Below are 20,158 nucleotides of genomic sequence, written 5' to 3'. Positions count from 1 at the left end.
GATTTACTAACGGGAAAAATACAAGCTATTCTCTGCCGCCACTGGGGAAAAAGAGTCAAGGGCAGAGATTGTTATGATCTGTTTTGTCGGGAGAAAAACGCTATGCAATATTGATTATTTAAGAAATAAATTAATTCAGAGCGGAAAACGGGGCTAGTGTAAATTCAAGTTTGTGGATTTTAAAAAAGCAAAAAATGATGTCAGGCTTTTATTAAAGATCGGCAGGAATTGTCGCTTTGGAATAGAGGTTTTTTAATGAGATATTGGAGAAGATTGTTTTTAGTGACGGGTCATGAAATGTGAGAAAAACAAGAGATATCCGCCATTAAGCGGAGCAAAACATCTTCACTAAGGGAAAATCGATTACGATTTTCCTAAACGGAGTGAAGTTTTAGATACAAATATCAATGACAATATTTGATTTATACTTCGTGGTGAGAATTCTTTTATTTAAAATATATACCCAAAGATATATGAAAAATATCTACCAGGGAAAACACAGAGAAACATGAATATATATATTTTATCGAAAGGCTACAAATACTCGCCCATCCAGAAGGAAAATTGTAAACAGAATCAATTGACGATAGTATCATATGATACTATTATATAAATATGAAACCGCCGTATGAAATTACACAATCAATATTAAAATGCTATGGTGAAATTAAAGAGACACTTGGGCAGGCAATAAGCCTTTTTCTGGTAAAGCCCCAGGCCAAATTACGAAAACAAAACCGGATTAAAACCATACATTCATCGCTGGCAATAGAAGGCAATACCTTGAATGTAAAACAGGTTACGGCTATTATTGATAATAAACGTATATTAGGCCCCAAAAAAGATATCCTTGAAGTCAAAAATGCAATTAAAGCATACGATGAATTAACAAAATTTAAAACCTATTCAATAAAAGATTTTTTAAAAGCCCATTTCTTATTGATGAATAATTTAATACAAAAACCTGGAGAATACCGCAGAAAACAGGTCGGAATTGTCAAAGGAGCCGAAGTAAAACATATCGCGCCTAAATATATTTCGGTCCCTGGATTGATAGAAGATCTATTTGATTACTTAAAAAAAGATAAAGATATAGATATTATTAAAAGCTGTGTTTTTCATTATGAAATTGAATTTATTCACCCGTTCGAAGATGGAAATGGAAGAATAGGGCGTTTGTGGCAGATTCGTATTCTTATGGATGTAAATCCTTTGTTTGAGTATGTACCTATTGAAGACACTATAAAAAATAATCAGCAGGATTACTACAGAATATTAGAGAATTGCGACAATAAAGGTAACTCAACAGAATTTATTGAATTTATGCTGAACGTCATAAATCAAACTTTAATAAATACAATTCTTGAAACAAAAGCGCCGAATATTGATTATCAAAAAAGAACTGAATATGCCATTTCAAAGTTAAGGGGCTGGTTTACTCGAAAAGAATATATGATCGTAAACAAGGGAATCTCTTCCGCAACCGCCAGCAGAGATTTGAAAAGATTATTAGAAGAAGGAAAAGTTGTTTCAAAAGGTTCTGGAAGAATGACACTTTATTCATATTTTTTATCAAAGGGAAGAGAAGACTAAGAAAAAAAGATATCCTCATAAAATTTGTCATGCAAATTTCCCGAGTGTTTGCGGGGAGAAGCTCTTTTTTTATAAATTGCATAAATCAAAAGTCGTATATTTAAAGACAAGATCAGTCCACCATTTTCCAGCCAAACTGGAAACCTGAGATCTTGACCCTGCCGCTTATCTCGCTCTGGGCATAATAGACGTTGTCGTAGTTGTCCGCAGTGAAATCAAAGTCAATGTTGATTGAATCTCCATTGAAATGTATTTCGTGCAAAGAGACTATAAAATTGCCTAAATATTCTCTTCTCAATACTTCAGAACCTTGTGATGACTCGAGCCAGAAAAAGGAGTGTATAGGGTTTTCAAAAACAGAATACATATCGACGAAATCCGAATCTGTCAGGACAAGAGGAAAATCAATGTGTTCGGTTTTGAATCTGTTTTCAAGCTTTTCGTATATTATGCTGAATTTATCAATATAGAGGATTTGGACACTCAAATCCATTGTCTCGCCATTTTCGTTTTGGTGTGAAAAGTTCATCTCAAGAGCGCCGTATGACCCGCTTGTCAGGTACACGGATTCGCACTTCAAAAGGAATACCTTCGGAGTTCCCGATTGGTCTGTTTCAAGCGTGAAGAGAGCAGAGTTTCTTGGTTGAAAAGGAGGTATTTGCCCGAATAATTGAACGCTCATGGAGATTAAAAAGAAATTCACGAAAAAAACTTTCATAGGTCACCCCTTTTTTTACAAATTATATACGATGCCTGGGAGATTTGTATTCAAATTTTGTAATTTACAAGTAAAAAGGGAATATTTAGCTCTAATAAAAAGTAAATTGCAGTAAAAATGATAAAATGTTATATAATAAAGTGTCATAAAAAGTTTACAATTTATGAAAGATAAAAGGTAAATTAGGTTTGAAAAACTTTTCAAATTTATTCACAGACGACGGCAGTATAAAAATTCTTTCAAAAAAGTCTCATGAACACTACAGGGCGATATTTGAAAACCTCCCTTATATTGCGTTCACTTTGGACAGGAAGGGTAGGTTTATAGAATGCAATGAATACACCAGAAAACTTTTCAAAATTGAGATTGAAAAGGTAAGAGGCAAGGGGTTTTATGAAATCGGTTTTCTTCAGAGAAGGGATATTTTCAAAGGTATCAGGGAGTTTAAAAAAAACCTTTCGGGGAAAGTCACGGATAAAACAATCTATGAAATCAAAATAGAAGGGAAAAAGTTTTACATTGAACTACTCGGGATCCCGCTGATGAAAAACGGGATTGTGACAGAGGTCTTCGACGTTGGCACCGACGTCACCGAACAGACAATCGCGATAAAAGAAAAAGAAAAGCTGATAGGTGATTTAAAAAAAGACCTTGAAAAAAAGCTAAACGGCTTTATTCCTATATGCGCAAACTGCAAGAAAATAAGGGACAAAGACGGCTTATGGTATGAAATCGAGGATTATTTTAAAAATCATCATAATCTGGAATTCAGCCACTCGCTTTGTCCGGAATGCCTTAAAAGTCTGTATCCGGATTTCAACAGGGACAAAAAATAATCTATTCGGAAAACATTTCTTCTATTTTTTGAGACAGAGTATCTTTTGTGAAGGGCTTTTGAAGGAAATGTATGCCTTCCATTAAAACACCTTGGTTGTCAATTATGTCCGATGTATAACCCGATATGAAAAGGCATTTGGTTTCGGGGCTTATGACTGAAATTTCGTTCCACAACTCCTGTCCGCTCATCCGGGGCATCACGATGTCGGTTATCAGTAGGTCGATTTTCGACTTAAAAGTTTTGGCAATTTCAAGGGCTTGGAAAGGGCTCTGAGCCGAAAGAACTTTGAATCCGCAGATCTGAAGTATTCTGATGTTGAGTTTTAAAAGAGTCTCTTCATCTTCGACGAGTAGGACGGTTTTTCCTAGAAGTTCTTTTTTCTCTGCATCTTTTTTCTTCAATACTTTTTTTGGTTCTTTTTCGCTTCTCGGAAAGTATATTTTTACAGTCGTGCCTTTTCCGGGTTCGCTGTAGACATTTATAAAACCCTTATTTTGTTTTACTATGCCATATATAGTCGAAAGCCCGAGCCCGGTGCCTTTTCCCTTAGGTTTTGTGGTGAAAAAAGGTTCAAATAAATGTTCCTGAATTTCCTTATCCATTCCGTCTCCGTTATCGGTAACCGAAAGAAGTATGAGGTCACCGAGCGGAAATCCCTGCAGTCTCGGTTCTGTGATTTCAGCGCTTTTAAGCAGGGAAGTCTCGATAATAATTTTTCCGTTGCCTGTTATAGCGTCGCGGGAGTTTACGACGAGGTTTGCGACTATCTGGTCGATTTGCGCGGGATCTATGAAAATAGGACATATTTCTTTTGAGGGCTTCAAGACGAGTTCAATGTTTTCTCCGATGAGTCTTTTCAGCATTGTCGTCATGTCGGAAATTATTTTGTTTAGGTCTGTTGTCTCAGGTTCTGCTGTCTGTTTTCTGGCAAAGGCGAGAAGCTGTCTGACGAGGGTCGTGGAGTGTTCGCTCGCCTTAATAATCTCGGAAAGCCCTTCGCGGATATCTCTGGGCAGATCCTCTTTTGTAAGGATTAGATCCGCGTTCCCGGATATTACCGACAGCATATTGTTGAAATCGTGAGCTATGCCTCCAGCCAGCCTTCCGACAGCTTCCATTTTTTGAGCCTGGAGGTATTTTTCTTCTGTCTCTTTGCTCTTTTCTATGGCTTTTTGCAGTTCGGTTATGTCGTTTGCCATTTGGTATCTGACAAGTCTTCCGTCGTACCATTTGATTGCTTTGTCGGTGCAGTTATACCATCTTTGATTCTTTTTATTTTGATATTTCCAGATGTAGGATCTTCCGAAAAATTCTCCGAAAATAATGCTGTTTGTGCAAAATGGGCAGGGTGAATCTCTGCCCTGAAGGTATTCATAACACTTTGTACCCAAAACTTCGCCAAAAGAACTTTTCAAGGCGTTGTTGATGAACAACACTTCATAGGTCTCAGGATCGCTGACGTAGATAGGTTGGTCAATGCCTTCAAAAATTGAAAGCATCTGCGACTGGTGGTTTTTGAGTTCGTCCTCCGCTTTTTTCCGATTTGTGATGTCGAGCATTGTTGACAATGAACCGATCACAACCTCTTTGTCGTTTTTTATGGGAGCGGCGTTGACAAGAAATACAGCTTCTTCACCATTCTTTTTTATCAACTCTATCTCGTATTGTTCGGAAAGCCCTTCCATTCTCTTCTTTGTCCTTTCCATGACGAACTCTTTTCCATCAGGGTTTAGAAGGAAATCCAATCCTCTCTTCCCGATGAGTTCTTCTTCGGTGTATCCGAGTTTTTCGCATAAGGTGGGGTTGATGAATTGTATTATGTCTTCGTTGTCGGCGAACAAAAGGCCTTCCTGCATATTCTTGACGAGCATTTTGTATTTTGATTCGCTCTCGACGGCGCTCTTTTCAATCATTTTATGTTCAGTTACGTCGAGGCATGTAGCCATGGATCCGATTATTTTACCTTTGGAGTCTTTTAAAGGAGAAGCATTCATTGTGAAAATTCCAATACTGCCGGATTTTTTGACCATTTCGAGTTCGTAACTCCCGGATTTGCCCTTTTGCCTTTCCTTGTTGTAATTCTTGATCCTTTCGACATCCGATTTCTTATGAAAAAATACATATATTTTCCTGTCGACAAGTTCTTTATGCCTGTATTCGAGCATTTCGCAGAACTTTGGGTTGACGAAAGTTATGACATCATTTTCATCTACGGCGATCAAGCCTTCCTGAAGGCTGTCTATGATTGTGCTCAATTCCTTTTCCTGACTGGAAATCTTTGATTTAGCTTCTATGATTTTTTTTAGGAGCAGGTTTTGTCTGTTTCTGTATAAAAATGACGTCACGGCACCGGCGAAGAAAATACACATCAAGAAAAAAAGCAGGAGGAAAATAGAGTTTCTGTTGAGTTCCTCATAAACTTCTCTTAAATCAATTTTCGTAACCATTAAAAGGTTTGAGTTTTCAACAACCCTTAGGTCGGAGAGGGTTTGGTTGCCATTATAATCTTTGCCTATATAAAAACCCTCAGCCCTGAAAGCCTTCGCGCAAGGAGACAAACTGTCCTCAATAATTTTTCGAATGCTTGTAAAAGAAGCTGAATCGGACGTCCGACGGCTGACAATAATTATTTCGTCTCCTATATTCTGTATTAATACTATTTCTCCTGTCATCGAAGGAGTCGGCCAGTTTAGAATGTCGGAACGGAGATAATCTCCCGCGTTTATTCTCAGAATTAAATAAGCGAAGGGTTGGTCATTTAAATCTTTTATCGGAGAAACCGCGTCAACATAAACGCTGCCTTCAGGACACACGAAGAGATCCGAGAGGAACTCGTTTTTAAGGGAGTTGGCTTTTTTTAAAGTCTCTAAAAGCGCTTGACCGGGTTCAGGGAGATGGTCCCTGAGGTTGATTAAAACGTTTCCTGCTGGTGCTACGACGATTACATTGGAATATTTGAAAACTCTCTTTACGGTATCAAGGTGCCTGAAGAGGTTTTCGTTGAACGGGGAAGAATCTACCGAATGGATTATTTCCTCGACCGCTTGGACGATGAAAGGGTTATTCGCGAGGGTTTGGACGTGAGAAATGTTGTACTGCCGCCAGTTTTGTATGTCGTCTATCTTGAGGTCGGCTATAGCAGAAATTTTTTCGTATTCGTCTTTTACGACCCTTTTGCGTTCATTTGAATATATTATTGCGGCAAATAAGACAACCAATATAGTTGATACTACAAAAAAGAGAACAGCTATCAGTTTCGCGTGTTTGGAGACGGTTCCAAGTTCAGGATTTTTGTTATTCGAAATATCCTCCGCAAATACCCCCTGATTGTAATTTTCGTTTATTTTTTATATTCCGGTCTCCATTGCAATTTAGGTTCTTCCATGGTTGAATTCCAGATGTACTTTTCAATCTTTTCCTTCAGAGATTTGTCGATCTCCCTTTTAACCGGATAAAGCGACGCGTTCAGAACTCTGTTTAAAAAGTTGATGGAGGCGTCTATTGTCGTCTGAAGACCTCTTCCAGTTACATTTTTTACGCTGTCGTTTTGAGTGTGTATGTGAAAAGAAGAAATTCCGCCGGACCTGAAGACGTTTACAGAAGGAATTTCGTAGACCGAGAATGGCATGCAATCGCTGCTGTAGATTTCAAGAGAAGATTTGAAAAGAAAACCCATTTCTCGTGTGACGCCGTCCGCGTAGCCCAAAAGCTCTTTTGTCCCAAGGACATTGTAATAGTCTTCTCCGACATCATCACCCGTTACGTCGATGTTGACGACGAGAGCAGCTCTATCTTTAATCTCCTCTAAGTGTGACTTGACGTAGTTGTAACTACCGAGAAGCCCAAGCTCCTCTCCTGAAAACCATATTATTTTTAGGTCTCTACCGGGAGTGTTTTTGGAAAAATATTCGGCTATTTTAAGCAGAGTTACCGTTCCCCCTCCGTTGTCCGTCCCGCCCGGAGAACGTGAAACTGTGTCGTAATGCCCGACCGCGTAAGTTAGGTTGTCGTCCAAACCTTTACCCTTTATAGTCGCGACGATATTTTTTGCTTTTTTCTCAGCCACAATTTGTTCAACCTTCAGTACAATCTTGTTTCCCGCTTGTTTTGAAAGTTTTGCTCCGTCTTCATAGGTGACTGTAAAACAAGGGACGGGGCCTTCTTTGTAAGTTTTTTGCCTGTAGCTTAAGCTGGTGGCTTCTCTGTGAACCCCCCCTATCAAAACAAACGCTATGACTCCGCTTTTTTTAAGTTCTTCGGCGACGCCCCTTGAATAAGTCTTGGATAAGACCACTTTGTCTTTGAACCTGTTTTTGGCAAGTGCGATTGTCGCTGAGTTTTCAACAAAGACGAGTTCTCCTTCAAGTTCACATGATTTTGTCAAGCCGAAGGGGTGCGCTTTAACAACTCCTCTGTCGGTTGTTATCTCGGCTTTGCCGGTCTCGAAAGAAGAGAGTTCAAACTCTTCAATTTCCTGGTTGACTCCAAGATCGTCCAGTATTCCGCACAAAATATTACGGGCCTTTTCCTCGCCGTCGCTTCCGGCAATTCTTTCAAAATCGAGTTCTTTGAGAATTTTTAACGCGTTCAACATATCTTTTCCTTTCAGAACGGGTTATGAGGTAAAATATATTTAGGTTTATTTTACATCAATTTGGCGAAAAGATTAAAAATTTTTTAGGAATATAGAGCTGTAAAGAAGAGGAACTTGTTTGAAAATACTGCATGTCAGTTTTTCAGTGGTGAAGAGAAATCCGAGGGTTCTCAACGCTGTAAAAGTTTGTCAAGATCTTGGTTGGCAGACAGATGTTGTATCAATAAAAGACGGAGAAGAGACTTTTAAAGAAAAAAAAAACCTTTCAGCTCATTATTTCTGCCCGACCGGATTCATTGATTTTTTGCCTTTTAGACACGCTGTATTTTTTGCTGAAACCTTTTTTTTCATCAGGAGCAGGAGAAATTATTACGACGTGGTGTTTGTCCACACCATGCCCGACTTTCTCGTTTTTTCGGCTCTTTGCCCGAAACTTTCAGGTAAAAAGATTGTTTTGAGCTTTTCCGATATGTTTCCTGAAATCTCGCTTGAATATCGTTGGGGTAGGTATTTTTTCGGCTTTTCCCTGCTGTTGGAAAAACTCGCCGCGAAATTTTCGGATCTAATTTTCTGCGTTCACGAGGACCACAGAGAATTGTTAAAAAGAAGCGTTTCAGGGAAAAGAGTAGAATACATACTCAATCTGCCTTCTCCTGAAATGTTCGAAAACGTCAAGACTCCCAAAGAAAAACACGACAATTTCCAGATTTTCTATGCCGGCAGCGCAACAAAAAGGTTCGGTCTCGACGTCGCTCTGGATGCGTTTTCGAAAGTTTTGAAAGTATTACCTGGGGTGAAATTCGAAATTTTGACTGGGGGGCGAGGGGTTAAGTCCATATTGAAGAAGATAAAAAATCTGAAGATTGAAGAGAATGTCAGGATGAGTCCGGATTTTGTAAGCCATAAAGAAGCAATAAAAAAACTTTTGGTTTCAGACCTTGCCCTGTCGCCTTACAGAAAGACGGTTTTCACAGATATGGTGGATTCGTTGAAAACTCTTGAATACGCCGCATCGGGTGTGCCTTTCGTCTGTTCGGAAATAGACAGAATGAAAAAATATTTTTCTGGGGACGAATGTTATTTTACCCGTCCCGGCGACTCGGATTCTCTTGCGGCAAATATCGTCCAAGCCCTGCAGAACTACGACAGTGCCCTCGAGAAAGCCCAAAACGCAAGAGCTGTTATCAAAAAACTTTCGTTTGAAGAACAGATGGTAAAATACAAAAAAGCACTCTGTCAAATAGCCACTACAAAAAGCGCTTAATTTAAGGTTGGGGTCAGCGCGTGCTGACCTTTTACACTACAAAAAGCGCTTAATTTAAGGTTGGGGTCAGCGCGTGCTGACCTTTGACGCGAAAAATCCAAAACCTCTCGTGATCAACGGAGAGAGAAGAACCCAGAATGCTATGAACTCCAGGGCTATTTGCGAGAGGAAATATGTTATCAGAGCGTATGAGGATAACTGGATTATTGCCGTTATGCCTATGTTTTTCAAGTTGAACTGCTCATCATCAAATGCTTTTTCAGTATAGGAGATAATAGCTGTCCTGGTCTGTTTTGAAAACAGGGAGTATATGAAACTGTAATAGAGTATTCCGAAATTCACAAGGATCTGGACGGATATCATTCCCAGAACAGCCATTTTCAGAGGGCCGATTTCACCTTTTCCTACGGCGGTCGGAATCCCGCTGAAATCCAACCCGAGGCGGGAATAATAACTGAAGGCGAAAAAACCGTTGACGAAGAAGAACCATCCCCAGAGAATCAATTTGTAGGGTTTGGCGATTTTCTTCTTTGTGAGGAGAAGCCAAACCGAGAACGCGCTGAAGAAAGTTCCGAGAACCGCCGCGATACAAATACCAGCAGTGCTCCAAAGATCTCTCGATTCAAAGACCAAAAGCATGTAACTCACCGTCACGGAAATAATGACCGATTCGTTTATAACTCTTATTATTTCTTTTAGAAATACCGAGACGAAAAGGAACGATATGGCCAATCCAAGCGTCATTCCCTGGTTGATAACTATGCTTTTGAAACTTTCGTTCGTGGTTACTTGTCCTGAGACGCTGGCCGTGGAATACAACATCATGAAAACAATGTAGACGAACATCAGGGCAAAGACGAAAAAAGACCATTTTGGTGGTTTTTTTCTCAGCAAACCAAAACACTGAAAAGTGGCGCCTATGATGTAAGCCGCGACAGGTATGAAGTCTTTGTCTAACACGGATGGGAAAAATATTCTACTTTCACCTTTTGGCGCCGCCGGCGAGACAAATGTATTGGTCCGAATACGTCAGAGAAGTTTCTTGAGCGGGTTATAATCGTCTATGAGGTCTTCAATTTGAGAATAGGGGATTTCGATTTCCGAGGGACCTGCAACGTAAGGCGCTATCTCGTATGAGTTGAATATGAAGTAAAGAGAATTTTCTTTAACGAGGAAGTTGTTGTTCAGGCTGAATTTATTGTTGTCAAACCAATATCCAGCTTCTTCGAGAGATCCCTCTGGATCGAGACCATAGACGTCCCTGAAAATAACCTCTGCTCTTTTGTTGATTTCGATGATTTCATCCCTCGTGAAAATTTCTTCGAACCTAATGGGTTTGCCGGTCGAAAGGTCGAAGTTCAAGAAGTATGTCCAGCCATTTGGATGGGCTCCGCCGGTAAATTCATAAAAATTGTAAGTCATGCTGAATATTCCTGATTCGTTCAAGTTTACGGAAACTTTCATCTGAGCTTCCCATGAGGCGTACATGTCCGGATAATCTTTTAAAGCGCTCGAGTATTGAGCCATGAAAGTGTCTATCATTGCTTGGTATCCGAGACCTGCCGGGTAGGTCATAGATTTAGTGTAGTAGTTGATGGAATCCGCTGATTTGTTAGGCGCTTTTGAAGCGTAAAAACTGTCGATTTCAATGTAGGCTCCAGGCGCTGGGTCGATAGAATTCACCATCGTTGAGATTGAATATTCTACGGTGTCAGCGTGAAGGATAGTTCTGGAAGGGCTGAAATTTAAGCAGGATGAAAATGTCAAAAACGAAAAGAGAGATAAAGCCAAAAGGATGAAAATATTGAAAATCTTCACATTACCCCCTGTTGTTTTTTTTGTTCAGTATGTTTTCCGCGTCCTCGCAGATTCTGACGATGTCGAGAGCGAATTCGCATGAACTGATGGGCTGTCTTCTCTCGTTTATCGAATCAAAAAAATCTTTCATTTCGAGGAAGAGAGGTTCCTTGCTCTGAATGTAAGGAGAGTGGATGTCCCCTGTTCTGTAGCTTAGCTGATACTCGCCGTATGTCTCCGGGTCTTTGTAGTCAACCCCGAGGTCGAATATTTTGACCTTTTCTTCGTAGTCGAGGTCGTTGTAGACGAGCATTTTCTTGGAGCCTACTATTGCCGTATGCCTTAATTTTGACGGGGCGAGCCATCCGAGCTCGAGGTTGACGCAAATCTCTTCGGGATACCTTAGGTGGATGAAAGCCACATCTGGCACTCCCTTTATTATGTATGAGTTTCCGAATGATCCGAGTACAACCGGTTTGGTGCCGAGCCAAAAACTGAAAATTGACAGGTCATGCGGCGCCAAATCCCATATAACGCTTGTATCTTTCTGGTGTTTTCCGAGGTTTACCCTCTGAGAAGTGATGAAATAAATTTCACCGAGTTCTCCTGAATCCAGGATTTCTTTTATTTTCAGAACCGGCGGACTGTATAAGAATGTGTGACCGACCATCAATATTTTCGATTTTTCTTTTGCCAGGGCGACTAGTTCTTTGGCTTCCTTGTAGGATGAAGTCATCGGTTTTTCGACGAAGACGTCTTTCCCTGATTTTAGAGCTTTTTTAACCAATGGGTAATGAGTTGAAACTCCGGTTGCTATTATTACGGATTTTACATCGCAGTCTTTAAATATTATATTCGCGTCTTCTACAGTTTTAGCTCCGGTGTATTTGGAAGATGCCTCAAAGAGCCGTTTTTCGTCTTTATCACAGATGTATTTTAAGTCCACGCCGCTCAAAGAGACGGCGTTTCTCGCGAGGTTGGGTCCCCAGTATCCGAACCCTATCAAAGCGGTTTTCATATTTCTCCCAGGTAAAAAATTGCAACAAGTCCGGAGTTTGACTCCACGGGTTGATAAATAATATAATATCTATTCTTTTTTTTAGCAACTTTCAATTGCGTATAATAAAAAGCGAAAGAGGTCTGAGATGAAGAATTTCGCCATGACGGGGGTTGCGGGTTACATTGCCCCGAGGCACCTTGAAGCAATCAAAAACACTGGAAACAGGCTGATAGCCGCGGTCGATCCGCACGATTCGGTCGGAATTCTCGACAGATATTTTCCCGACGCGAGTTTTTTCACCGAGATAGAGAGGTTTGACAGGCACCTTGAGAAGTTGAGGAGGAAATCCGAAAAAGAAAGGGCTCACTATCTTTCGATTTGCTCGCCGAATCATCTCCACGACGCACACATAAGGTTGGCTCTCAGACTTGATGCCGACGCTATATGCGAAAAACCTCTGGTTCTGAAACCGTCCAACCTCGACGCTCTTGAGAAACTCGAAGAAGAAACAGGGAAGAAAGTCAACTGCATTTTGCAGTTGAGGGTACATGAAGCGCTTTTAAAACTGAAAAAGAAATTGGAAGATGACAGATCCGGCAAAAGAAAAGAAGTCATACTGACGTACATCACATCCAGAGGCCCTTGGTATAATTATTCCTGGAAAGGCGATGTCGAAAAGTCGGGGGGAGTCGTCTGCAACATCGGAATACACTTTTTTGACCTTTTGCTCTGGTTTTTCGGCAGACCTGAGAAAAACGAAATATACGCGAGTGAGAAGCAGAAGATGTCCGGTTTTTTGGAACTTGAAAAGGCTGATGTAAGGTGGTTTCTGTCCATCGACAGAAAAGATCTTCCTGAAGCGGCAGTTCTGAAGGGCGCTTCTACGTACAGGTCAATCACGATAGACGGTGAAGAAGTCGAATTCACTCAGGGATTCACCGATTTGCACACAAAAGTGTACGAGGAAACTCTCAAAGGAAACGGTTTTGGAATAGACCAGGTGAGGCCTTCGATAGAATTGGCTTACAGGATGAGGACCTCGAAAATAGCAGGAAAAGCTGAAAACCCTCATCCTTTTCTTTTGTATTTATGATTAGGGGATATAAAGCTTCGGATTTTTAAAAGCAAGGCGCTGTAGAATTTTTTGCGGCGGCAAAGAGAGTGTCGAAATTAGAAGCTTTGTATTATTTTTGAAAATTTTGATTATAATGTATGGACAGGGTAATGAGCAAATAAAGAAATTTAGGAGGTTTTATGCAGGAACACGGGACAAAACTCACGCCTGATGACGTCTTAAAAAAAATTCACGACGAAAAGATAGCTTTTGTGGATTTGAAATTCATAGACCTTATCGGAAAATGGCATCATTTCACACTGCCGGTTTCTAACGTAAAAAAAACGCTTTTTGAGAGAGGTGTCGGTTTTGACGGGTCGAGTTGTCCCGGTTTCACTTCCCTGGAATCCGGAGATCTTAATGTGGTTCCTGATCCAGAGACTGCTTTCATGGACGACTTCTACGAGATTCCGGCTCTCTCATTTATCTGCGACATAGTTGAGGCTGACACCCTTAGACCTTTCGCGAGAGACCCAAGAGGAGTCGCGAAGAGGGCGGAAAAATATCTGTCGGAGTCTGAAATTGCCGATGAAAGTTTTTGGCAGCCTGAACTCGAGTTTTATGTTTTCGATTCGGTCAGGTATTCCGACAAACCATACGATTTCGGTTTCGGGGTGGATTCACTCGAGGCGAATTGGAATTCCTTCGAGGAGAGGGTCGAACCCTGGATAAAACACAATGGAGGTTACCACGCGATTTTCCCCACAGACTCCACTCACGACCTGAGAGCCGAGATAACAGTCGCCCTTGAAAAGGCGGGTATACCGGTTAGGTATCACCACCACGAGGTTGGAGGTGCGGGACAGGCTGAAATCGAGCTCACTCTTTCTCCGGGTCTGGTCAGGTGCGCCGACAACATAGTAAAAGGGAAATATATAATAAAAAATATATGCCTGAAGAGGGAAAAGTCTGTGACTTTCATGCCAAAGCCAATATTCGGGGAGCCTGGAAGCGGCTTGCACTTCCACCAGAAACTTCACAAGAAGGGGAAAAATATTTTCTTTTCCCAAGGAGGATATTTTGACCTCAGCGAGGAGGCGACATTCTATATAGCCGGTCTCGGAACGCACGGAGCGTCTGTCATGGCATTCACCAACCCTTCCACAAACTCTTACAGGAGGCTTGTGGAAGGCTACGAAGCGCCGACGAGATTCTTCTTTTCGGTCGCCAACAGAAGTTCGGCGATAAGAATTCCCAAATCGGCGGTCACGGAAGACCAAAAGAGAATAGAATTCAGAATGCCGGATGCTACTTGCAATCCGTATCTCGCTGTTTCGGCTATGCTGATGGCGGGTCTTGACGGCATAAAAAGCAAAATATCCCCGTCGAAATTCGGCCCGCTGGACAAAAATCTTTTTGAACTTCCGCCCAGAGAACAGAGAAAATTCCTGCCCATACCTTCTTCTTTGGAAGATTCCCTTGAATCACTCAACCATGACAGGGAATACCTCTTCAGGGGAGATGTCTTTGACGAAGACCTGATAAAAATTTGGACGCAGATAAAACAAAATAATGAAATTATTCCCTTGAAAATCAGGACGCATCCTTTTGAAATCGAACTTTACTACGACCTCTGAACTGATAAAGAAGAACAGGGTAGGCCTTTTCGTCTACGACTCGGTCTGGATTGCCGTCGGATCATTGGTTGCCGGCGCGGGGATTTCGCTTTACCTCGTCCCGCACAGAATAGCTCCGGGGGGAATAAGCGGCCTCGCTCAAGTACTTCACATCCTCTTCGGTTTAAAAACAGGATTGGTGATGCTCGTCTTCAACATCCCTCTTTTCATTCTAGGGGTAATTTTCATAGGTAAAACTTTCGGGGCAAAAACAGTCCTGGGCATATTGACCCTGTCTTTTTTCGTGGACATGTTTCAGCCCGGAAACGCCTTCACCGAAAAGCTCTTGGGCTCTTTTCTGGTCGGGATACCTCAATATGAAGGATACATGTCGCTGACTGACCAGACTGTTTTGGCTTGCCTTGCCGGAAATGTCTTGCTTGGAATAGGGCTTGGGGTGATATTCAGGCACAGAGGATCTACGGCTGGAACCGACATTCCCGCCGCTCTGATAAAAAAATACACTGGTCTGCCCTTGGGAATGGGTTTTATGATAGTGGACACTTTTATAATCCTTTTCGCCTGTTTTGCTTTTAAGGATCTTAACCTGCTCGTATGGGCGCTTTTGGGATTGTTTATTTCTGCAAAGACATGCGATTTAGTCATGCAGGGTATTTCGATAGCCAAAACCGCATATATCATCTCCGACAGATACGAGGAAATCAACGGGAGATTAATGAACTCCCTCGGGAGAGGGACTACTTTGATAAAATCTGAAGGGGGATTCACGGGCACGCAGAGACCTGTAATTTTCTGCGTGATTTCGAGAAATCAGGTCTTCCAGCTCATAGAAATCGTCAAAGAAGTCGACAAAAACGCTTTTATAGTTCTCTACGACGCTTTTGATGTATTGGGATCGGGGTTCAAGAGAATAGACAGGACGACTTTGTAGAAAAAAGGGGGCATGAGCCCCCTTTTCTTTATCTTTTCACGTATTCGATTATTATGTCGGCGACTTCGCTTCCTACTCTTTTTTGAGCTTCCGCTGTAAGAGCGCCGATGTGAGGAGTAAAGGAAACATTTTCCAGGTTGAGAAGAGGATTGTCCGCTTTTACGGGTTCTTCCGCGAAAACGTCAAGACCGGCGCCGAAGAGGTGCCCGCTCTTGAGAGCTTCGGCGAGAGCGGCTTCGTCAATTATTCCCCCACGGGCGCAGTTAATGAGTACAGCGCCTTTCTTCATTTTGGAAATGAGATTTTTATCGAAGAGATTCTTTGACTTGTCAGTTTTCGGCATGTGAAGGCTGACTATGTCGGCGGTCGAGACAGCTTCTTCGAGGTCGGTGAGGATTTTCATTTGGGGGAAAAGAGGTTCTATTTTCGTCACATGCTGAAAGACCTGTACATTCATGCCGAGCGCGTTGCATCTTTTTGCCAGTTCGGATCCTATCCTTCCGTAGCCGATTATCGAAATTGTCTTTCCCGAAAGTTCTTTGCCCTTGAGAACTTTTTTCTCCCATTTGCCGTTCTGGATTCCGCTCGTAGCTCTTGGGATATACCTGTATAGAGCGAATATGTGCGCGAGAGCGAGCTCAGCGACCGACGCGGAACTCGCTGTAGGGGTGTTTTTAACCTCCATGCCTGCGGATTTCGCGGCTTCTACGTCTATGTTGTCGACACCGACGCCGCCTCTTATTATGAGTTTCAGCGATGATTTACCCGCTTCGATCACGTCTTTTGTGATTTTAGTAGCGGACCGTACAACACAGATGTCGTAACCCGGTATGGTTTTAAGCAGTTCATCGGGTTTCATCTCTGTTTTGATGTCTACTGTCACCCCTGCCGATTTAATCTTTTCGACAGCTTTGTCGTCTACTGGATCGCATATCAAAACTTTCATTTTTCCTCCCTCAAAAACCGAGAATTTCGTCTATGGCAGCGATGACCTCTTTTACGTCTGTAATTGTAAAATCTCCCATGTGGGCTATCCTGAACGTCTTCTCCTTGAGGTCGCCGTAGCCGTTGGAAATCGTAAGTCCTTTTTCACCGAGCTTTTTGTTCAGGTCTGCCACGTCGATGCCTTTTGTGTTTGTGATGCAAGTCAGAGTGACCGATTCGTAACCGGGTTGGGCGAAAAGAGCGAAATTCTTTTTAGCCCACTCTCTGACGAAAGTTGCCATCTCCAGATGCCTGGCGAAGCGTTTTTCGAGTCCTTCGGCGAAGAATTTATCGAGCTGTTTGTTGAGGGCGAAAATGTGAGAGATCGTCGGAGTCGTCGGGGTCTGGTTTTTATCCTGGTATTTCTTGAATTCTACAAAGTCGAAGTAATAACCCTTGTTTTTGGCTTTTGCGGATTTTTCGAGGGCTTTTTTGCTGACCGCCGCTACCGCGAGTCCTGGCGGGAGAGCGAAAGCTTTCTGCACACCGGCGAGACAGACGTCTATTCCGAGTTTGTCAACTTCGATTTTGATTCCGGTCATCGACGAAACACAGTCCACGCAGAATGATACGTCAGGGTACTTTTTGAGCACATCGGATATCTCATTAATCTTGTTCATCACTCCTGTGGAGGTCTCGTTGTGGACGACGAGAAAGCAGTCGTATTTGCCTGTCGAGAGAAGCTTGTCGATTTCCTTTGGGTCGTGACCATGCCCCCATTCGACTTCGTATTTGTCCGCTTCGACCATGTTCGGAGCGGTCATCTGAAACCATCTTTTTGAAAAAGCTCCGTTGACGCAAGCCAAAACTTTTTTGTGAGCGCAGTTTCTTATAGCCGCTTCCATCCATCCCGTGGATGAATGTGTGCCCAGGAAAACGTCGTTCTCGGTGTAGAGAAGTTTTTTTAGTTTAGGTACAACTTCACCATGAAGTTCAGAGTAGTCCTTACTCCTATGACCTATCATGAAATGACCCATTTCTTTTAAAACGTCTTCGGACACTTCCACTGGACCCGGGATAAAAAGTTTTTTGTGCTTCACAAAGACCTCCTTTAGAGTTGATAGTTTAAAATCAGAGCCTGGTGTATGGTTCAAAAAGTCTCGAATACTCGTCCATAGCGAATCTGTCGGTCATACCCGCTATGTAATCGCAGATAACTCGTTTTTTGCCTTCATCTTCGATTCTCGACCTGTGAAAAGGCGGGAGTTGTTTTATCTCTTTTAGGTATGATTCAAAAAGCCTCTGAACAAACCTTTTCGCTTTATCCTGCATTTTAACTACTTTGTAGTGTTGGTATAGGTTTTCGTATAGGAATCTTTTTAGAACAGCGTTTTTAGTTTTCATTTCTGCGGAAAATACCAGAAGCACAGGAGAATTTCTGACGTCTTCGACGCTTTTTAGATTTCTTTCATCAATTTGTGAATGTGATGTCTCTATAACATCCTCAATCTGTCTTCCGATGAGCTCTCTGACTCCAGTTATCCTCAATAGCTTACCGCTCGTGTTTTCTGATTTTTTGACCGATGAAAGGGTCTCTTTCCAGAGTTCAATTTCACCGAGCTGTTCCAGGTCTATCAAACCTGATTTGAGACCGTCGTCTATATCGTGGTTGTTGTAAGCTATTTCATCTGCGATGTTGACTATTTGCGCTTCTAAAAACGCACTGCTGTCGGGTTTAAAAATTCCCCTGCAATCGGTTTCCGGCGAGTCGTACTCGCTTCTGTGTTTGATTATACCCTCGCGCGTTTCGACTGTAAGGTTGAGTCCATTGTATTTGTCTGTCCTGAATTCCAGTTCCTCTACTACTCGAAGCCCTTGTCTGTTGTGTTCGAAACCTCCGTCTTGAGACATCAGTTCTCTGAGAGCTTCTTCTCCGGCGTGGCCGAAAGGTGTGTGCCCTATATCGTGTGCCAGGGCTATAGCTTCGGTGAGGTCTTCGTTGAGAATTAGTGTTTTGGCGATGGACTTCGCTATTTGAGCGACTTCGAGCGTGTGGGTCAGACGTGTTCTGTAATAATCTCCCACATGGTTGACGAAGACTTGGGTTTTGTATTCCATGTGCCTGAAGGCGCGTGAATGGATTATTCTGTCTCTGTCGCGCTGAAAAGCTGTTCTGAAAGAGGTCTCTTCCTCGGGGTAGTCTCTTCCCAGCGAGTCTTTTGAAAAAAAAGCGAAAGGAGCCAATTGGCTCGATTCTAAACTTTCCAAATCTTTTCTGCTTCTAAACATATTATCAATGGTAAAAATGTCTTCTTTTGCTGAAGACCATAATGATACCACACTTGTCTGCGCATTCAAGAACTTTCGAATCGCCCTTGGAACCTCCGGGCTGGACTATTGCCCTGACGCCGCACTTAAAAGCGTATTCGACGCTGTCGGGAAAAGGAAAGAATGCGTCCGAAGCCAAAACTGAACCTTTTGATCTCTCCCCTGCTTTAGAGCAAGCTTGAATGACAGAATCTACCCTGCTGACGTTTCCTCCGCCGATTCCTACGATCTCTGTACCTTTTGCCAGGACTATTGCGTTTGATTTGACGAACATGACGGCTTTTTGCGCGAAAACGAGAGATTTAAGCGTCTCCTTGTCCGGTTTTTGGTCTGATACAGTATCCCATGAAGACGGGTCTTCAAAAAAATCAGCGGTCTGGCACAAAAAACCTCCCGTGACTGATCGTATCTGCAGTTTGGGAGAGTTTGAAAAAATCCTGTCATCTAAAATTATTATTCTTTTTTTCTTTTTCGTGATGATCTTTTTCGCTTCATCGTCAGCGTCAGGGGCGAGTATCATGGTCAAAAAGGGAGTCTTGTCGATGTTTTCAGCCAAGTCGACCCCGATTTTTCTGTTGATAGCAAAAATGCCTCCGAATGCAGAATCTGGGTCGGTTTCGTAGGCTTCGGCGTAGGCTTTGAGGATATCGTCGTCTTCCGCAAGGCCGCAGAGCGTCTGGTGTTTCACGACTGCAACGGCGGGTTTTTCGAAACTTTTTACAGCCCTCAGAGCGGCTTCGGCGTCGAGAATATTGTTGTAAGAAAGCCGGGGTTGAATCTCGGCAAGCGATACGGAACAAAGCGGGTTTTTGAGAAAATAACCTTCCTGATGCGGATTTTCGCCGTAGGCGAGTTTGTCCGCGATGACGTAAGGAAAGCACGATAACGGCTCCATGCTTCCATCGTTCATCTGCCCGGATATGATAGCGTCGTAGTGAGAGGTCATGCTGAAAGCTTTAGAAGCGCATTTTTTCCGAAAATCGGCGTCTGTGTCTAAAGTTTTTCTGTCGATGTTTGCCAAAAATTCTCCGTATTGCGAGGGAGACGTCAGAACGGTCACCCATTTGTGGTTCTTGGCGGCGGATCTGACGAGAGAAGGACCGCCGATGTCTATGTATTCTACGGATTCGTCTTCGTCCCGAGAATGCAAACCTTTGCTGGAGAAAGGGTAAAAATTGACAACTACAAGATCTATGGGTTCTATTTTGGCTTTTTGAAGTTCTTCCATGTCTCTTTGACTGTCTCTTTTTGCGAGTATACCTGCAAAAAGTGCTGGATGAAGGGTTTTGACCCTCCCACCCAAAATTTCTCCGTAACCTGTCAAGTCTCCCGCTTCGGTGACTTTGCAGCCATTTTCCCTTATGAATTTAGCGCTTCCGGAGGTCGAAATGATCTTTATGTTTTTCTCCCGCAGAAATTCGACGATACTTTCAAGGCCTGTTTTGTCGAATACCGATATAAGAGCTGTTTTAATCATACT

The 20,158-nt window shown here is 42.4% G+C and carries 16 protein-coding genes; 6 read left to right on the top strand and 10 right to left on the bottom strand.

Annotated features, from left to right (window positions below; translation table 11 throughout):
- Positions 1-615 precede the first annotated feature (615 nt).
- Entirely contained in the window at positions 616-1,593 is a 978-nt protein-coding gene (locus JXA84_07865) for a Fic family protein (GenBank protein MBN1151114.1), read from the top strand.
- Between the two features lie 112 nt (positions 1,594-1,705).
- On the opposite strand, the gene JXA84_07860 is transcribed toward JXA84_07865, so the two are convergent.
- Complete coding sequence (locus JXA84_07860) at positions 1,706-2,311, bottom strand: hypothetical protein (GenBank protein ID MBN1151113.1); 606 nt, start codon at positions 2,309-2,311, stop codon at positions 1,706-1,708.
- Between the two features lie 188 nt (positions 2,312-2,499).
- Between JXA84_07860 and JXA84_07855 the strand changes: the two genes are divergently transcribed.
- A complete protein-coding gene (locus JXA84_07855; protein MBN1151112.1) occupies positions 2,500-3,147 on the top strand; it encodes a PAS domain-containing protein in 648 nt (215 codons plus the stop codon).
- Position 3,148: 1 nt separating this feature from the next.
- Here JXA84_07855 and JXA84_07850 read toward each other — a convergent pair whose 3' ends face one another.
- On the bottom strand, positions 3,149-6,367 hold the full coding sequence (locus JXA84_07850) for a PAS domain S-box protein (GenBank protein ID MBN1151111.1): 3,219 nt from the start codon (positions 6,365-6,367) through the stop codon (positions 3,149-3,151).
- A gap of 122 nt (positions 6,368-6,489) precedes the next feature.
- Positions 6,490-7,743: a M28 family peptidase gene (locus JXA84_07845; GenBank protein ID MBN1151110.1), complete on the bottom strand. Its 1,254-nt coding sequence runs from the start codon at positions 7,741-7,743 to the stop codon at positions 6,490-6,492.
- Between the two features lie 118 nt (positions 7,744-7,861).
- On the opposite strand from JXA84_07845, the gene JXA84_07840 reads away from it, so the two are divergent.
- Entirely contained in the window at positions 7,862-9,007 is a 1,146-nt protein-coding gene (locus tag JXA84_07840; GenBank protein MBN1151109.1) for a glycosyltransferase, read from the top strand.
- A gap of 66 nt (positions 9,008-9,073) precedes the next feature.
- Here the strand turns inward: JXA84_07840 and JXA84_07835 are convergent, their stop codons facing one another.
- From JXA84_07835 to JXA84_07825, 3 genes are all read right to left on the bottom strand, one after another.
- Positions 9,074-9,967: a hypothetical protein gene (locus tag JXA84_07835; GenBank protein ID MBN1151108.1), complete on the bottom strand. Its 894-nt coding sequence runs from the start codon at positions 9,965-9,967 to the stop codon at positions 9,074-9,076.
- A 69-nt stretch (positions 9,968-10,036) separates the two neighbouring features.
- The gene (locus tag JXA84_07830; protein MBN1151107.1) at positions 10,037-10,825 is read right to left on the bottom strand and encodes a DUF3298 domain-containing protein; all 789 of its coding nucleotides are present in this window, start codon (positions 10,823-10,825) and stop codon (positions 10,037-10,039) included.
- Position 10,826: 1 nt separating this feature from the next.
- Entirely contained in the window at positions 10,827-11,822 is a 996-nt protein-coding gene (locus JXA84_07825; GenBank protein MBN1151106.1) for a Gfo/Idh/MocA family oxidoreductase, read from the bottom strand.
- A gap of 127 nt (positions 11,823-11,949) precedes the next feature.
- Between JXA84_07825 and JXA84_07820 the strand changes: the two genes are divergently transcribed.
- From JXA84_07820 to JXA84_07810, 3 genes are all read left to right on the top strand, one after another.
- Positions 11,950-12,897, top strand: coding sequence for a Gfo/Idh/MocA family oxidoreductase (locus JXA84_07820; protein MBN1151105.1), 948 nt, complete (start codon positions 11,950-11,952; stop codon positions 12,895-12,897).
- A gap of 161 nt (positions 12,898-13,058) precedes the next feature.
- Positions 13,059-14,495 carry a type I glutamate--ammonia ligase gene (gene glnA, locus JXA84_07815; protein ID MBN1151104.1) on the top strand — a complete coding sequence of 479 codons (1,437 nt, stop codon included), beginning with the start codon at positions 13,059-13,061 and terminating at the stop codon, positions 14,493-14,495.
- Complete coding sequence (locus tag JXA84_07810) at positions 14,467-15,426, top strand: YitT family protein (GenBank protein ID MBN1151103.1); 960 nt, start codon at positions 14,467-14,469, stop codon at positions 15,424-15,426. The genes glnA and JXA84_07810 overlap by 29 nt, the downstream gene beginning before the upstream one ends.
- Positions 15,427-15,454: 28 nt before the next feature.
- Here JXA84_07810 and JXA84_07805 read toward each other — a convergent pair whose 3' ends face one another.
- Genes JXA84_07805 through purH form a run of 4 tightly spaced genes read right to left on the bottom strand, consistent with a single transcriptional unit; the run spans position 15,455 to position 20,155 of the window.
- Complete coding sequence (locus JXA84_07805) at positions 15,455-16,372, bottom strand: hydroxyacid dehydrogenase (GenBank protein MBN1151102.1); 918 nt, start codon at positions 16,370-16,372, stop codon at positions 15,455-15,457.
- Positions 16,373-16,382: 10 nt separating this feature from the next.
- Positions 16,383-17,450, bottom strand: a complete 1,068-nt coding sequence (locus JXA84_07800; GenBank protein ID MBN1151101.1) for an alanine--glyoxylate aminotransferase family protein — start codon at positions 17,448-17,450, stop codon at positions 16,383-16,385.
- Between the two features lie 31 nt (positions 17,451-17,481).
- Complete coding sequence (locus JXA84_07795; GenBank protein ID MBN1151100.1) at positions 17,482-18,639, bottom strand: deoxyguanosinetriphosphate triphosphohydrolase; 1,158 nt, start codon at positions 18,637-18,639, stop codon at positions 17,482-17,484.
- Between the two features lie 4 nt (positions 18,640-18,643).
- A complete protein-coding gene (gene purH / locus JXA84_07790) occupies positions 18,644-20,155 on the bottom strand; it encodes a bifunctional phosphoribosylaminoimidazolecarboxamide formyltransferase/IMP cyclohydrolase (GenBank protein MBN1151099.1) in 1,512 nt (503 codons plus the stop codon).
- Positions 20,156-20,158: the final 3 nt, after the last annotated feature.

It is taken from the genome of candidate division WOR-3 bacterium (assembly GCA_016926475.1).
In the GTDB taxonomy this organism is placed as follows: domain Bacteria; phylum SDB-A; class SDB-A; order SDB-A; family SDB-A; genus JAFGIG01.
Note: the sequence above shows the minus strand (reverse complement) of the source record. Positions and strands in the feature narration are given on the sequence as shown.

Coding starts and splice junctions, on each gene's coding strand:
- JXA84_07845 (MBN1151110.1), bottom strand. CDS start 7,743: ATGTTGAACGCGTTAAAAATTCTCAAAGAACTCGATTTTGAAAGAATT.
- glnA (MBN1151104.1), top strand. CDS start 13,059: ATGCAGGAACACGGGACAAAACTCACGCCTGATGACGTCTTAAAAAAA.
- JXA84_07795 (MBN1151100.1), bottom strand. CDS start 18,639: ATGTTTAGAAGCAGAAAAGATTTGGAAAGTTTAGAATCGAGCCAATTG.
- JXA84_07860 (MBN1151113.1), bottom strand. CDS start 2,311: ATGAAAGTTTTTTTCGTGAATTTCTTTTTAATCTCCATGAGCGTTCAA.
- JXA84_07805 (MBN1151102.1), bottom strand. CDS start 16,372: ATGAAAGTTTTGATATGCGATCCAGTAGACGACAAAGCTGTCGAAAAG.
- purH (MBN1151099.1), bottom strand. CDS start 20,155: ATGATTAAAACAGCTCTTATATCGGTATTCGACAAAACAGGCCTTGAA.
- JXA84_07825 (MBN1151106.1), bottom strand. CDS start 11,822: ATGAAAACCGCTTTGATAGGGTTCGGATACTGGGGACCCAACCTCGCG.
- JXA84_07865 (MBN1151114.1), top strand. CDS start 616: ATGAAACCGCCGTATGAAATTACACAATCAATATTAAAATGCTATGGT.
- JXA84_07820 (MBN1151105.1), top strand. CDS start 11,950: ATGAAGAATTTCGCCATGACGGGGGTTGCGGGTTACATTGCCCCGAGG.